We start from the raw sequence: 15,984 nt of genomic DNA, 5'->3' as shown, positions 1-15,984 counted from the left end.
CAGGCAGAAGCGGTTATTCACTGCTACCTAGTCACTCACACTTTAGTCCGTCCGCTGCCCATGCGCCAGCCGCGGTTCCCATCGCCGCAAGGAGAGCATGATGGCGCCGTGCCCTGCCTCCCGCCCCGGTGCCAAGCACCAGACCTCATTCGCTCGGCCGCACGCCTTGGCGCTTACGGCGGTGTGTGCCCTCGTCGGCTGGCGTGATTGGCGATTCGAGGAGATTCTTGCCGCACAGCTTGCATTTCCGTTCGACATGAGATGCACACTAACGAGGCAAAGTTTGTAGGGCTTTACGGCGCGTCGGCTGGGGCAAGAGCGGCGCCAGGTGCAGTTCCCGATGCTCACCGCGTGGATCCGTTGGCGGTCAATGCGCGCCACGACGGGGAAGCGCATGACGACATTGACGCGCGGTTGAGCCGCCTGCTCGCCGATATGAAAGAACAGACAACCGAGGAAACGCGCAGGCGTGAGTTGGAGCGCGCTCGTCAATATCAGACCTGCGCCTCGCTCACAGAGGGGCGGCTTGATTTGATGTATTTCAGCCTCGTTGAAATGTGGAGCGCGCGCTGCGCCGAGGAGGACGCACAAGCACCCGAACAATTGCGCAAGACACTCGTTTCCATTGAGACACGTTTGCGCGCCATGCTGGAAGCGGCGGGCAAACTGCCGCCCGAGTCATCCGCGACGTTCGCGGACCTACAAGCCCAAAGATTGGATTGGCGCACGGCCGGTTCATGTTATCGCCTGCACGAACGGGCGCTGTATGGGCCTACAACGCAGCGACGACCACCGGCCGAACTAAGCCGAGTGGTGTGCGGCTCAGTTCGACCTGACCCTATGCGGTCGTTCGCGGAAGTGGCGGCGTACGTCAGGTCATTCGTCCATTTCGGACGGTCGTCTCGAGCCGCGTTGCTGTCTGCAAGCCGCTTCTTGGCTTCGTTGATAGCCTCCTCGTCCGCAACAATCTCAGAGATTTCGTCGACTGGACGGTCGGTGAACAGTCGAAAGAATCTGGCTATTGTCCAAGAGACGGGGCGCACTATACTGCTTGAAGCTATTTCTTCAGCTTGTGACCACAGTTCGGACAGAATTTAGCGCTTGACTCTACCGGCTGACGACAGGAAGGGCAGTTCTTCGAAATCTTCATTTTCTGCCGCATGTACGCTAACTGAACCACACACGGCACTGTTACCCGATAGGCGGGGCTCGCCAAATCCGCAATTGACCATAGACCAGTCACCGCCCATCCGATCGGACCCAATGCAATGCCCAACGTACGACCGAGAGCAGCATTTGCGCCAAATACCAGACCGCGGCCCGCCAAAGTCCTCGCTAACGCGTTGGCCATGATGACAGCGAGCTTGTAAGTCGCGGGGCCACGGAGTTCCCAACCAGTCAACGCGAGCGCCATCGCGGCCGGCTTTTTACCGACAAGTGCCTCCATTTCGAGGTCCGTGAGAATGGCAGTCCGTTCGGATTCGGACATCTTTTCGAGCGCTCGACCGAGCAGGTGCCTAAGCAACCGCTCTTCAATTTCGGAAGCTACCGTAGTCTTGGAGAATCCGACGCCGATATGGGACGCGACATCCCTTAGCACTTCGGCATAGGGCACGCCATCGCCGCGGAACAAATTGATGATGGAGTTGCCACCAAATAGACGAATTTCCTTCGCGATGAGAGATCGCTCGACATCACCGAAGTCTCGGTCGACTCTTGCACCATGGAGGGTCTTGCAGACGTCGCTATCCAGCGAGAGGCGACCTGCACCATTGTCGGTGATGTAGTCGGCAAGAACAGCGAGATCGTCGGGATCTCCATGCTCGAGGACTGGATCAAGGTCACGGTCGATAGTCGACATTAATCTAACTCCAGGGAGGGCACATCCGGCACGACTCCGTTGCTTTGCGCCATGGCAAGACTGAAAAGAAACGCAAGAATACCTCTTCCTTTCGAAGCACTACTCTCCACGCCAGACTTGGGCCTGAATCGCTCATATCGAGGTACGAGCGCGGTGTTGATCAATCCTTGAGCGAGCAGCCTGTTTTTGTTCTCTTTTTTTGCCTGGTCCGAAGATGATGGCTCTCCGCTTTCTGGATCGATCACCTGATTCGGCGGATGTTGCCCGAAGATCAACGGTGCCAACTCCAGCGAGAGATCCGCCACCTTCACTCTTCCGCTTTGCAATTCCTCGCCGAGCGACTGCATGCGGTAGCCAAGTTCCTTTTTCTGAACTGCTGCGATGACCGCCAGGAGCGCAGCATCAACTCGCGCCCAGTCTTCGTCCGTAAATAGCAGAAACGCGGGGGGGATATTGAGCGCATGAGCGATTCCTACCACGTCTCGCAACGTTGGCGACCCGGTGACTTCCGCACTCGCTCTCCGACAGCTGAGATATTTGTAAAGCGTTGCACGAGGGATGGCTGCCCGCTGGGCCAGTTCAGCCTGGCTGATCCTGTTGGGATTGCCCCGGCCATCAGTTCCTCCCGCAACCTCGCAGACGTTGTCTACCGCACGAGCGATACGCCGCCGCACTTGTTCATAAAGAGGGTGGGCCGCGTGGTCGACGGCGCGCGCAAGTTTCTTCGGTCTGGCCATCCCTTCAATCTCCGCTGCGCTGAATTACGCATTTGTTAATTGTCGTGTCAGTCGTGCACAGGTTCGTCCCACGTCGAAACGTGGTCGACAACTCTGCATTTGATGAATGCGGCAAACGACGACAGAATATTACCCCACATTCCAGCTAGCTATCATATTTTTGCCAGTTGTCCAGATAACTGGAATTCGCGCTTTCTCCTGAAACCTCGTTCCCTCGAGAATCAGTTTCACGCAAGGACGCAAAGCCGTTGACTGCGGATGCCCTGCGATCCCTCTGTGACAACAACCTTTGGAGAATCGAATGAAAACCGCTCTTGAAAAGTGTGAACTTCACGACTTGGTGTACATCAGCGACATGCTGGACAGCTACCTGTCCTTCATCGATGACAGAAAGCGCAAACGTCTCCTTGCGTGTGCAGGCGAGAACCCAGGTGCCAGACAATCTCTCATTGACCTGATGGATCAGCAGATCCGGTACTACGGTTCTTCGGACGTAGCGTATGTAACCCGTCTGATTTTTAGGGACGATCCAGGCGTCTCCAGTGACGAGATAATCCGTGATGTCATCAAGAAAATGAAGCTGAACGTCAAGATGGGTGGATGTCTGGAAGCCAAACTCCAGCGCGTCGCGTCTGCCATGGTGGAAAAGGAGTTGGCTTCGAAGTCTCCTCAAGAGCTTGCAAAAGCGTTCACGGACATGGGAATTGATGAAATCAAACTTGATCTGATCAAGGATCATCTCAAGAAGAATGGGAAGGTGGCCGTGTTACCGGTCGTCATGAAAATCCTCGGGCCAGAGATCACGCTCGGCATAATTGAGACGATCATCGTGTCCATGATTACCCAGATCATTGGACGGGAAGCAGCAAAACAACTCATCAAGGAATTGCTCAAACGCAACCCGTGGATCAATGCCATAGGTCCGATTGTTTGGGCGCTGTCTGCAGCGTGGGTTGCGTGCGACCTGCAAGGTCCGGCCTTCAGGAAGACTGTGCCGATCACGTTGTATCTTGGGGTGGTCGCGTTGCGTGGCGAAAATATCAGCACACTGCGCGCCGCGGCTTGACCGCTTGGGCTCAGCACGCGGCAGACTAGTTGAAAAGGCATTCAGCTTTTCACAACCGGCAACCCGCAGCGAATGCGGGGTTGCCAACCAGACCACCCCGGACGCATCGGGCTCAGCGTCGTGGCGTAGGGGCATAATGCTGAATTCGGGAGGGAGTACAGATGTTTTACTTAAATTTAGATATGCCGTCACATCTAGGCGGTCCCAATCCAAACTGGACGGGGTGGCTTTACCTCGCATACGACTACCGCCATTTGGACCAAACGAAGATAGGTATAACGACAAGACCAATATTCAAACGCATTCGGGAGTCGACGACAAATCCGTATTACGCGTTGTTTGCAGCTTTTCACGTACCGAATCATTCCGATCTAACACGCATCGAAAATTATTTGCGCAGAAAGCTCCACATTAGTTTTATTGGTCACCTGTCGTCGGGCATTGAATCGGAATGGTGCACGGCATCTCCTCCAGATGTCTTATCGATATTGGTGGAAATAATTCCGAATGTCCTCAGCATTGATTGGGATGAGGGGGAGTACGACTTCACCAGGACGATATATCTTCCGGAGGTGAATCCATACGAGGCGCTGCTTCACCGCGAGCAATTAGATGAATACATCCGATTTGCAGCACCGGCAATGTATCTAGAAGAATTGCACTGCAACTACCGTAGGTGGGATGCGAGGCCAAATTTTCTTGCAGAGTTAGCCGCGATGGGGCCACGCACTCCTCTCACCATAGCTGGTCCGCAATTGCTGTTGGATCGAGTCAACTACGATATCGCGCGGCGCCGGCCTTTTTGAAGTCCTCTTTTAGACTTTGCGCTCCCTTGAGTTCTAGCCGCCGCTCAAATTCAAATGGCCGGTAGCGAGTGATAGCGCGACGTCCTATCGGATTAGGTGACTGTCCGTTCCTAGCCGAGGCTGTGTAAAGACGCAGGCTAGTCCCCGTGTTCGTGAAACTCGACCCTTTAGCAGGTTGCTGAAATACCGTTTTGCAGGGTGCTCGGAAGCAGTTTTCAGGGGTGACCTACCCCTTACCGGAGTCACGCGAGCGGCTTGTAGGACTTCCTGTGATGTCGCCAATTTTTTGCGAACCCTTCCCAGAAGGTATTTCAGCAACCTGTTAGATCGCGCTGTATTGGCGTGGTAGCAACTGGAGAAGGGTAAAGTGACACCGAAAACTCGCAGATTCGCGTTTTCACACAGCCTTGACCCATTTCAGCCCGTCGTTCCGGCGCGACTTGTGCGGCGGCTTTCAAGGTACAGTGGTCATTTAATTCCCACAACGAATGGTGTTTCATCGGCCTAAACGAACCTGTCAATGTGATGACGGTAAATAGTTGGAATGACAAGGAAATGGCCGTTCGCTATCACCGACACTTTCGTCAAAGCAACTGACAAAAGAACAAAAACATAGCAGTATTCCCTGTTGAATCACGAATTTCTCCAAGAAAGGAAAGTGCATGACCACCGTAGGTCAATACTGGGCTGTCGGACAGTCCACATCATCCCCACTTGCTTTGACGACATCCGAACTCGCGGGATACCTTGTGTCAGATTGGGTTTCGAACCTTCCATCCGTCACCGCCACAGACTTGATGGGGTGGCCACAGTACCTGCTCACCGCAGCAAGATTGACCAACGAATTGACCTTGGTTCCCGAGCTGCGCAATTGTGAGCGACAGTGGAAAGGCTTCGTATCGTGGATGCTAGGCGTCGCTTCGGCTAGAAAAATTCTTGACGAAGAGGGATACCAATGGATCGCGCCCGTGAGCGCCTTTTACCCGAACAAGATCGTGCCGGTGAGCACCCATGGCTGGCATCCGAGCTATCCTCCGAGCCGACTACGTGTCGCGGCTGACCCTAGAAATACATCGAAATTGCGGCCTGACTATATTGCACTGCGCCCAGCGACCTCAGGTGGTAGCTTCAATTGGGCATTGGCCGAAGCGAAGGGTACCGACCGATCTTTGAAATCAATGACTACCGCACCGCGTCCGTGGTCCGATCAAGTGCACAACGCGAAAGTCTCGACGATAGCGCCCAGCGCTACCATAGCGACTCCAGTCCACATTTCACGCCACATCGTTATCGCGACACGGGTTTCGCCGAATGCATCTCGTGACACAACGCGGCGCCTGCAGATTCGCGCATGGAATTCCGAGAAGACAGTCCTTAATCAAAACACCAACACGGCGGAGCTCGAAGTTATTGCTGCACATTTGCATGGATTCTGTCAGAACCTTGGCCTCTATAAGAACGCGGACGCTATAGCACGTGCTACGCGACTGAGGGCTGGTCCGAGTCGAACAATTGAGGACGACATCTTGAAGATACTGCGTGACGAAGCAGCTGAAGAGCTTGATTCGAGAATGGAGGTCTATACGCGGCGTCCAGATTACCAAAGCCAACGGCCCCCTATGAGGGTTACATTACCTGAACGCCGTGACCGACGAGGAGTGACGAATGCGACAGTCACCGTAGAAGCCGCGACCTTGGATCTCTTGAGACTCGTACAGAAAACGTACTCGGTCCATTCGATTGATATGGTCCGCGTACAAGGCTTGTCCAGAGAGCTTTCGGAGTTATATTCGGAGCGATCTACCGATCGAGGGGTCAATGATTCGGTACAACGTGATGGCATTACGGTCAGCATGCAAACCACTGACGATTAATGGGAAGTGGGATTCTCCATGCAGTTGAGCCGGACCTCAGGTGTGTCTGGCAGCACTCGATAGTGGATTGCTGAAGTTTTTTACAGCCATCTTTAGTGAAAGTCCTGAGCGCGCCTCGCGCGCGCGTTACGCGTAGGACAACCCTTTACTGAAAAAATTAGCCTGCGCGGGTCAAAAATCCGCTCTTTCTGAATGACTCAGCAACGTAATTCTTGACAGGCCGCATTTAACTTTACGGTGGTCGTTTTATTGGCGGCCGCTCGATAACCGACAGGCCGAATTCTCCCCGACCACCGAGCGGCGCAAGTTTGGCCTGTGCGGTCGTTCATTTCGTCGCTCTGAAATAGAAGCTGGCCGTCGCGGTCCGGCCGTTTGTAGCCAACACTAATCGCGCGCGCGATGCATCCATGAAGATCATGGAACGGTACTGGATGTTGAAAAGGTTTTACGCCGCCGTCCGACGCAATCGCGTCGCGATAAAAATGGCGTCTATACCTTATATGGAGATCCGCACCACATACCTACGACTACCCAAATGACAAGTCATCAAATTGTGGACAACGACGTCGACGCTCCGCTCGAACGCCCCCTGACTTATGCGTTGCGGCTTATCGAGAAAATGGAACAATCGGCCGCACCCAGACAGCTCATCTTTGTGCCGACGGTCACCCTCCCAGAACCAGATTGGTAGCCAGCCTCATCGAGTTCAATCGTTTCCAGATTGAAGGATTGTGACCGCGTCCTACGCCCCCTTCCGGATTGGCGCCTGGACGCTCAAGGACATTCCTTCGGAATTCGCCCAGACAGCAACAAGGGTGACCGGCGGCGTATCGACATTCTCCCAATGCCTTGCGCGGCAAGGCTCAAGCAAAAGCGACTAAAAAACGTTCCTATATAAAGAATGTAGCTTGAGTTCTTGCCCCCTTCAGGAGAATGACATTGATTTCCCAGCGCGTTGCCGCCGCTTCATCCGACTCTCTGCTTGACGAATCCCTCCGTTACGCAATCCAGCTTCTGCGCGACAGTGATGAGAGTCTCGGCCGCGGAACGTTCCCGGTAGACCCGGACGTGGTTGTGTGGATGCTCGAGCAGCGGAATCCTGAGCTCGCCGACTCGTTGAAAAAGCAGCAAATACTTGTGGAATTCAGGGAGAGCCTTCGCGTGCTTCGTCAGCTTCGCGCCAAAGCGACCGAACATCATCAGGACCTGCATTTCGGGATGGAGAATGAAATCGCGCACGATATCTTCGATGACGAGTACGGCCGGCCGACACTTGAAGAGTACCAATACGTCCTTCGGCAGGATAGTGATGCATATCGGGGAGCCTCGGCAGCCCGGGTGGTGCAACTGTTTCTCGATGGCCTCGCGTCCGAGGAGCAGTTCTACGCTCCCCTTCGCGCATCCTGCATGGAGTGCGACGATGACTCATCATCCGATGGGTCGCGAGGGCCAATGCCGTTTCAGGTAACGTACCAGGTCGGACGGCCCTGCTCTGAAGCGCTCGCCTACGCGACGGGCATCATGGCGCGGCTTGACGACGGCACCGACCCTCACTTCTGGTCGAACGTTGACGTTCGCATGCAATTTGGTGGGATACCCGCCGAAAGCTTCGAAGAAAGTCAGGCCCTGGAAGCAGAACGGGACGCCTTCTTCTGCACGGTTATCCGACACGTTCGCAGGATGGAGAGAGTTGAATACCATTGGGACCGCCTCGGACAACCTCTGCGACGTCTTCTGGCCTCGAGCCCGATAACGGCCGGGGAGGCCCTCGCCCTGATTGAGCGCATGCTGCGCATCGACGACACGGAGGATGGTGACCGAGACCCTTCGCTCTCTACGGAGGTCTGGAAAATGATTCGGCGTCGCATCGGAAAGCCGGCGTGGTACCCACATCCGCACTTCCGCTAAGAACCCGCAATGACTTTGCTGCCTCGCTGCCAGACACGGGGGCAGAAGAATCCCATGTCCGCCCTCGCTGGTCCCGCGCGAACAGCTTCGAGGCTGCCGGTGCCCAGCCGTGGTTCAGTCTCCACCAGCCGATATAAACAGCATTGATTTCGCTCCCGGGTGTCTGGCGTCAACTAGAACTACCGTCGGCAGAACTAATTGTCGCCAGACACCCGGGCTTGTTCACGGTTCAACGCTGCATGCGTCCGGCGTTGACGAATGGCTCTGGCGGGCAGCGATAAAAAGCGGCGCTATACATGTTGTGGCGCCGGTTCGGCGCATAACAATGGACTGACATGAGCACTCTCGAAACCACAGCACTCTCCGATTCACAACTACTGTCGATTGCGGCGTCTCGCGCGATGGACGCAATGCAGGCAACCTGGGAGTGTGTATCCCTGTATTTCTGGCGCGGCACCGACGCGGAGGACCTTTTCATCTGGCTGGGTGAAGACCATCCCGAACTGGCGTCCGCAATCTGGCAGCGTGACCTGTACTCTGCCTTCAAGGAGCGTATCGTGGCTGCGGTCCAGCTGACGTGCAACGCTGAACTGTTCGTCTGGAAGGAGCTTGACAACGTACGGGATACGATCGTTTCCGCCCCGCATGAACAGCAGCTTTCGCGGGTTCGCGCGATGACGAGGGGTGACCGGTATATCGACGCAGACCGGGTCTACGACAACGAGAATGACGACGAGGATTACGATGATGTCGACGGTCCATATATCGACGCCAGCGGTGCCATCCATTCAAATTTTTCCTGGCGAGGCGGCGGCCCGGGATTCGGTGAATATGCGAACGATGCCGTTGCTCGCGAGACGCTCAGAATTCTTCGAGGCCGACAGGTGTACTACAGCAGCAACGGAAACGCTCCGGTAACGTCAGCGCCCTCGTGGGAGACCGACGAATCCACTCCAATCCTGAGCGAAGTTCGCAACGGATTAACGTTACAGTCGACATGCGTTATCGTCGCCCGGGAAGCTCTGCCCGCCGCACTACGCAACAGGACCGTCGAACGACGGTGCGTTGTGGTGCGAATTGATGACGCATGGTTCCGGAACGCGGAACTTCTGGAGCAGCCAGGCACCCTCGAACACCAACTGACAACCCGTTCCGGGCGGACCGTGCCGATGTCCATCTGGACTTTGCCCAATAACGCAGTATGGTTCGAACGCGAAATCGCCCTCGATGCGTTCCGCCGGTTTCGCCGTGAACTTCCCGTGCTTTATGTCGGTAGCAAGACGAGCCGACTCGTACTGCACCCGTTCGACCATTGGGCCGACCTGTACTGGCTTCACCAGGACTGGAGACATGCAAACACCTGTGCGCATAAGTGGGATCCAAGTGAATTCGAGCCGCCCCAGACTGAACTCCCTGATGGCACGGTCCTCGTCCCTTCCGGGAAGACAAACCTGCTTGATATCTCGGAAGCGGAAGCATGACCTACGGTAAGCGAGTCCAGTGTACCGTCTCGACGGCCTGTCCGGACTTCCCTCAACACCCGCTGTAACCTTGCTGCCTCGCTGGTCTGGACCGCGTGGCAGAAGAATCTCATGGGCAATTCACCTTGAGTTCCGTTGAATCGCCTGAGAGTAACGAGTCCACCTAACGATGAACCGCACCCAAAAAATTGGACGATTTTTAGGGTGTGCTTGTGAAATACAACGAGACGAAGAAGCTCCCGACGGTGCGAGATTATTGCGCTGGCCATGCTGGATTGAATCGGAGCCGAACGGGCCGTCCGGTGGCCGCCGTCTGGGGTGTCGACGAGTATCGACGGCAGGTCTGATGCCCCCGGCCTTTCGTCACGCGCCCGTGTCATCGCGCCAAAATTGAAGAAACGCATCGGCATCGCTGGAACTGCACGGTTCGGGCGGCCCTGATCCAGATCCCGCCGCCCATACCCGGTTATGGAAAGCACCACCACCGTTCCAGACACGATTGAATCTCCGAGTTCGCGAATAAAAAGGCTCGCTACACTTATTTTCTCCTGCGAAAAGGCCGAGCGATGATTCATGAAGACTGCGAACACTACGACCCATTTGACTTTCCCATGCCGGAAAACCTGCCACTGCCAGCGCTGCTCCTCGTAATCGAATACGAGGTTAGTGTCATCGCGGCAATCAACGAAGACTACTCGACCGTCTGGCAGCTACTAACCCCGGACACTGCTCTGGAGTTTGTTCTTCGCCGGCGCCCCTATCTTGATGACGAGGAATATTGGTGGGTCGACCACACGGAATACGAGAACGCTATATCGTCCTTCCTTGCGGCGCGTCGCACGGCGGCACAGGCCGTCCAACAACTGGTCGATGCAACGCGAGCGCACGACCCGTTGGAAATTGTGGAAAGCTGGCAGGCGTCCGCCGTGGTCCTGCGTTCAAATCTACAGGGGACGATTGCTCCGGAACTTCTGGAAGAATCGCGCCGGGCATTTGACCGGATGTCGGTAACCGCGCTTTATGCCCGTTTAGGCAAGCTCATCGCACCGACGAAGACGCGAGAGTATTGGGCACGGGATACCTCCTCTGCAATCGACCAGATTCGGTCGAGTCGTTACAAGGACGATACGCTTTACCTTCTCCATCGCGATGTAGTGCCACCAAGCTTGCTCCAATTCCTACCCACCTGGCGCTGCCTGGCCCTGTCGGTTTCAGACGAGTGGCTCTTTCGATGCGGGGATTTTTTGAATCTCGAATCTCCTAAAATCGCCATAGCGCACCGCCCCGGCCGAGATGGCTTCCCAATTCTGGAACTCGCGTCGGGCACCATTCGGCTGCCAGCGCATGCCCTCTTACCTCATCTTTTCGAGTTCGATGCCGCACTGCCGGTCCTCTTCGTGGGAACCGGCAGGTGCTGCCTGACATTTTTCAGCTTCAGAAGCCTCGTCGATGGCGCGCTTCTCGAAAACACGCTGCATGAACTCGATGGGCAGCAAGACGAGGTACCAAGCAGGAACAACGCTTTTACCTGCCTTCCGGACGGAACGATGGTCGGCGTACAGGAGCGCCTCCGCTTGTTCGATGCATGGATGAGCGATTGCCCACTCACCGCTGACCCTGACGAAGCGGATCAAGAAATTCCATTCTGACTCTTATACGGCACGCCGTGGGTCCCAACTGATAACGAGGGTGACCGCACGGAACCCTTGAAGTTGCTCGGTCGTGATGGTCGCTCTCTGAGTGGTGATATCTCGCCATCACGGCGTCGCGATCTCTACTCCCCCTTCCGGCAGGCCAGCTGCAAATACCCTGCGAGCAATACACACGACGTTATCACCCTCGTCAATGCCGATGGGCGCGTGCCTCCACTGGGGGATCCCGTTGCGCACAATCGTTGCGATGGCAGTTCCGCCCACCACAACGACGTCGCAGCGAAAACCCAGTTTGTTTGATTCGTGCGCGCGTACAAATAATGTCAACGCGTCGCACCTGGGATAAGGACCGCGTGGTCGCACATGCTGCAAAGCTCTCGCCGTACGCTCCCACATATATTCGCCCGGGATACCCACGTATGTTCCCTTACAAACACGCGGCATTGCTGACAGAAGGTCGTGCGCGAGGTACGCGCCTGCGTGCACCGAAACTGTCGTCAAGGTCGGTCGTAGCGGCAAGAAGTCGTCAGTGTCCATGGGCCAAAGGATTCAGGATTACTGCACTCCGTCAATACAGCTCTGTCATCGCCTCAACCAGACCTGACAAAGGGAACTCTTGCGCCTCGTGATCACGAAAGTCGATCACTTGCGATCGGTCGGGTCCATTGACACCTGCATCTCGCTGTAGCGCGCGAACCGCTCTACAACTGTTGAATACCGTAAAGCAGTAGCCCGTGCGGGGTAAGCAGCATTTTCCAGGCAAATACCGCACAAAGCCTCAGCGCTACTTCAAGTGTGCCTGGGTGCACTGTTCGCCGGCAGCGCACTCCCGTCGGCGTCATGCTTCGACGCCACCGTCGAATGCGCGTATCAGCAGCCCGGCTTCGTCAACACGGATCATCAAAGCTACGAAGTTCGATATTCGTCCGACAGGTTGTCTGCGATTCTCAATGCGAGACGGAATCGCCTCCCCCTGCGTAATGCTTGCAGTGGGGTTTTTCCGCCGAGCGAACCCCTGCGATTAACAATCAGCTGATAGCGCGCCATCGGCGGCACGTGCGGACCAAGGTGTCGAAGAAGTTTCACCAGCCGCTGCTGCTCAAGAGATTTGTCGGCTAGCACCGCAGGGTAGTACGTTAGGCCTTCAATTTCGACGCCGAAGACGTCGCCGCTCCGTTCCCGACGCGCCAGTTCCTCGCGCGAAATACCTCTTTGTCGACAGAACGCGACTGGCAAGAGCAACGCGCCCTTCCGAACGAGCTTTCTGCGGTTGCGCGAGGCACGTCGTTCGATGCCCCGCCAAGAAGAAGTGCGCGTATAACCTAGTCGTGCCACTTTGCGTCCATGCTTGCCCAAATGAATGGCGAGGCATCTGCCGATAGGTCGATTTCAACGGGCCCCGGGAAGTGCTTCAACAGCGCCGAAGCATGGTAGCGCAACGTCTCCGCATCCATATATTCGCCTGCCGCCAGCCGCTTGAGCAGGTCGTGCGTACGATGTACCGCCTGCGTGCGCTCGTATGGAGTCGTCACCTCATCCTCTGTGCAGTTAATAATGCCCCGTCTCCTGCGAAATGCGAGCGAGGTCGCGCAACGCCCTGCGCGCGCTCCGCCTGCGCTTGCTGCAATAAGACTCGGCCTTTCTTCTCAGGACAAACTTCCGGCCTCGTAAAACGACTACGGGTCGCAGAATATGTTTGCGCAGCAGTCTTTTGCGGACGTACTTTGTCGATACGTTAAGCAACAGTGCAAGCTCTGGAACAGGAATCCAATCAGCTTCCGCTGCCCCCGCTCCGACGCCGCGCGCCACTCGTCGGCATGCGCATCGCGCACGAGATAAGAACCACTTTCGACGAAAAAACCACCAGTTCTCACGTTCCTTTAAGAGGATCTGCGCAAGCCCTTGCATCGCCCGGCCCCCAAAACCAACGACGTATTGACAAGCCTCCTGATTCGGACCTGGACTCTGTGCTTCACGGATTCGATACTATCGCGTTCGCTGCAAGCCACTCACGAAGCGCGATGCGAACAATGGGCGTGCCAAGGGCCGTATCCGATGGAACCCGCAGAAAATTGCTTTCCTTGACGAACGGAAGGGAGAAATAGTCATCGCTTAGTGCAAGCCACGTTTCGATGCCATAGGCCGCCGCATGCCTGAGAATTGACATCGTGCGCCCAAAGCCGGCACGGACCTCGCCGAAGCGTGGTGGATAGTGCAATGTAGTTCCGACAACCCGGGCACTGAGTTCGACAGGCAACAATTCGGCGGTCCGTGCCTCACCAAGTGTCGCAGTCCAGGTGGTAGTCAGGATCAACTGAACGCCGGGGTAAGGCGCCAGCACGTCGATGAGATACGGAACAAATTCAAACGGCGGCCTTCCCGAATCCAGTGAGACATTACCATCCCTGTCAACCAGTCCTTCGCCGACGTTCAATACCCCTCCAAAGCCGATGTAGAGAGTTGGGGCTTTGGGATTCAATTTCCAATTTGTGGACCCATGTTTCATTTCGTATTCCTCTGTTAATTCACAGGGGCTGCTCCGGATCGAACTCGCGCTTGTCAGCTTGAGCTTCGGACACCAACCTAACCAATGGGGCCGCTCAATAGCCGCTCTTCCCACCTGGCGACGCGGAATGGACAGGCAGCCTGTTTCCCAACCGTCAACTAAATCAGCATCGACTGGCTGATGTCTTGATACGAGTGCACTCGATTGCGAATCCTCCATTTTTCCCAGACGTACTGAGCTTCCTCGCTGAAGCCTGGAGAACCCTTGAGCTGATAAATCCTTCCGGATATCGTCATTCCGACTAGTCTTGAACGGTCAAACCGAACAATCGCGGAACTGACCCTTCCCGTGCGTTTGCTAACTCGCACGCCGACGAAGTGTCGTGTCCCACTACATGTTTCATAAATCCGCCATTCTTCAAGAGTTACGTCTGGTTGGGCCGTCACTGGAACGCACATCCATATTGTCATCTTCCCTATCCCCTCTTGGTTAGCCCGGGAGACACATCGATTTATAGATCTACGATGAGGCCCGGGTTGAACAATGGATTCTCATAGGCTTTAGGGTTGCGTGACCCTGTCAAGCGGTTCAATGGATATCCTCTCGGGTTGCAAATTACTCTGCATTTCCCGACGGTATAGTCGCAGGACTCGTGGACGTGACCATGTATCCAAAGGTCAGCCTTCTCCACGAGATAAGTCAGGTCGCTCGCGAGTGAAGCATTCAGTGTGTTGCCCCTGTATGCTGCTGCAATCGATAATGGATGCGGTGCGTGATGCGTCACCACCACAGTCTTTCCCGCGAACGGCTCGGACAGTTTCCGTTCAAGCCAAGCTCTGGACTTTCTGTGCTCGGCCTCCGCATCATGTGGAAGGAAGAAGGCTCCCGTCACGCCACGTCTGATTATGCGGTGGTCGGTCAACGAAACTGCAGCCTCCAACATTGCAGCCTCCTTCAATGCCGGGCGAAGGCAATAGTCTGTCCAGAGGCAGGTACCCAAGAATCGCACGTCACCCATCACCAGTTCATCGCGCTCCAAAAAGTGCACTTCAGCTGCTGGCGACGTTAGTCGGAGATCGTGTTCGATTGAACATAGATTCCCACCGTACAGTTCATGGTTTCCATAAACGTAGACAACGGGAACCGGGTACGCATCGTAAGTGCTGAGAGCGAGGTGGTGCACATGGATGTCACCGGCAAGGACAAGGACGTCGACATTCCAAGCCGGTAACAGCGGCTCGGCACCCGGCGCCCCAGGCTGCGCGAATTCATGATGCAGATCGGATGCTATTTGTATGCGCACGCCTTACTCCCCACCGTGGCGAAAAACAAATCCTTCATAGCGGCCTCCCCACTCGGTTGACAGCCTTTTCAGTTGCCAATTGTAGATGTATACACAGTAGATGTAAACAAAGTAGACGTATATCCGGTAGACGAATGTGACGAGATGGGCGACGCTCGCGCCCATGGGTACTGACAAAAACAAATCCGATCAGCCGCTCCGCGAGCGCCTCGCGGGCAATCTGCGACGCATTCGACTACAGAAGAACTTTTCACAGGAGGCGCTTGCGGAGAAGTGCGGCTTCCACAGAACATACATTAGCCAGGTGGAGCGCGGTGCCACGAACATAACAATTGACAATCTGCAGAAAATCGCAGCTGTTCTCGAAATTGACGCCAAAGACCTTCTCAGCAACGGTCCGTCGAATTAACGCGCGTGTAATCGCCTATGCCCTTGCTGTGGACGGCATTAAACCGCACGTCATCGAAAAGCGAACCAACTGCGAGATCAAGCGAGCCTTTTCCGTACGCATAAGACTCCGGCACATTTTCGTTCGCGACCGGAGACACGGCCATGGACGTCGTCTCCAGATCTGGGATGATTTCGTGTTCCGCCGCTACTCATGTCGACGGCCTCACGTAGACTGCGCGAAACGCAGCATTAATGGCGGTATTTTTCGAACTATCAGTAGTCCAACGATGTTGTGTCGTTATGTGCAAATCGGGAGCCCAGGGCATGGACTATATTTACGAGCCATGTCTTGCCGTGACCGGTCGCGACGCAGCCCGTGCCGTCGTTGAGGGCGCGCATC

The 15,984-nt window shown here is 55.6% G+C and carries 12 protein-coding genes; 7 read left to right on the top strand and 5 right to left on the bottom strand.

Annotation, left to right across the window (positions count from 1 at the left end):
• Positions 1-1,057: 1,057 nt before the first annotated feature.
• Together P5W98_RS00825 and P5W98_RS00820 are read right to left on the bottom strand one after the other, a co-directional pair.
• Positions 1,058-1,861, bottom strand: coding sequence for a zinc ribbon domain-containing protein (locus P5W98_RS00825; RefSeq protein WP_434718163.1), 804 nt, complete (start codon positions 1,859-1,861; stop codon positions 1,058-1,060).
• Entirely contained in the window at positions 1,861-2,598 is a 738-nt protein-coding gene (locus P5W98_RS00820) for a helix-turn-helix domain-containing protein (RefSeq protein ID WP_434718162.1), read from the bottom strand. Before P5W98_RS00820 ends, P5W98_RS00825 begins: the two co-directional genes overlap by 1 nt.
• 301 nt (positions 2,599-2,899) lie before the next feature.
• Between P5W98_RS00820 and P5W98_RS00815 the strand changes: the two genes are divergently transcribed.
• The 6 genes from P5W98_RS00815 (at position 2,900) to P5W98_RS00790 (ending at position 11,382) form a co-directional block, all read left to right on the top strand.
• Positions 2,900-3,664 carry a hypothetical protein gene (locus P5W98_RS00815; RefSeq protein WP_434718161.1) on the top strand — a complete coding sequence of 255 codons (765 nt, stop codon included), beginning with the start codon at positions 2,900-2,902 and terminating at the stop codon, positions 3,662-3,664.
• A gap of 161 nt (positions 3,665-3,825) precedes the next feature.
• The gene (locus tag P5W98_RS00810) at positions 3,826-4,470 is read left to right on the top strand and encodes a GIY-YIG nuclease family protein (RefSeq protein WP_434718160.1); all 645 of its coding nucleotides are present in this window, start codon (positions 3,826-3,828) and stop codon (positions 4,468-4,470) included.
• 662 nt (positions 4,471-5,132) lie between these two features.
• Positions 5,133-6,344: a hypothetical protein gene (locus P5W98_RS00805; RefSeq protein ID WP_434718159.1), complete on the top strand. Its 1,212-nt coding sequence runs from the start codon at positions 5,133-5,135 to the stop codon at positions 6,342-6,344.
• A gap of 939 nt (positions 6,345-7,283) precedes the next feature.
• A complete protein-coding gene (locus tag P5W98_RS00800) occupies positions 7,284-8,252 on the top strand; it encodes a hypothetical protein (protein WP_434718158.1) in 969 nt (322 codons plus the stop codon).
• 335 nt (positions 8,253-8,587) lie between these two features.
• Positions 8,588-9,733, top strand: coding sequence for a hypothetical protein (locus P5W98_RS00795; protein ID WP_434718157.1), 1,146 nt, complete (start codon positions 8,588-8,590; stop codon positions 9,731-9,733).
• Positions 9,734-10,299: 566 nt separating this feature from the next.
• The gene (locus tag P5W98_RS00790; RefSeq protein WP_434718156.1) at positions 10,300-11,382 is read left to right on the top strand and encodes a hypothetical protein; all 1,083 of its coding nucleotides are present in this window, start codon (positions 10,300-10,302) and stop codon (positions 11,380-11,382) included.
• A 1,325-nt stretch (positions 11,383-12,707) separates the two neighbouring features.
• On the opposite strand, the gene P5W98_RS00785 is transcribed toward P5W98_RS00790, so the two are convergent.
• From P5W98_RS00785 to P5W98_RS00775, 3 genes are all read right to left on the bottom strand, one after another.
• Positions 12,708-12,917, bottom strand: coding sequence for a BPSL0761 family protein (locus P5W98_RS00785; protein WP_434718155.1), 210 nt, complete (start codon positions 12,915-12,917; stop codon positions 12,708-12,710).
• Positions 12,918-13,357: 440 nt separating this feature from the next.
• On the bottom strand, positions 13,358-13,891 hold the full coding sequence (locus P5W98_RS00780; RefSeq protein ID WP_434718154.1) for an HAD domain-containing protein: 534 nt from the start codon (positions 13,889-13,891) through the stop codon (positions 13,358-13,360).
• A gap of 511 nt (positions 13,892-14,402) precedes the next feature.
• Positions 14,403-15,194 carry a metallophosphoesterase gene (locus tag P5W98_RS00775; RefSeq protein WP_434718153.1) on the bottom strand — a complete coding sequence of 264 codons (792 nt, stop codon included), beginning with the start codon at positions 15,192-15,194 and terminating at the stop codon, positions 14,403-14,405.
• Between the two features lie 163 nt (positions 15,195-15,357).
• Here P5W98_RS00775 and P5W98_RS00770 point away from each other — a divergent pair, with 163 nt between their 5' ends.
• The gene (locus P5W98_RS00770; RefSeq protein WP_434718152.1) at positions 15,358-15,603 is read left to right on the top strand and encodes a helix-turn-helix domain-containing protein; all 246 of its coding nucleotides are present in this window, start codon (positions 15,358-15,360) and stop codon (positions 15,601-15,603) included.
• The last annotated feature ends 381 nt before the right edge of the window (positions 15,604-15,984 follow it).

Origin of the sequence: Paraburkholderia sp. A1BS-2L, assembly GCF_051125205.1 — a bacterium.
In the GTDB taxonomy this organism is placed as follows: Bacteria; Pseudomonadota; Gammaproteobacteria; order Burkholderiales; family Burkholderiaceae; genus Paraburkholderia.
Note: the sequence above shows the minus strand (reverse complement) of the source record. Positions and strands in the feature narration are given on the sequence as shown.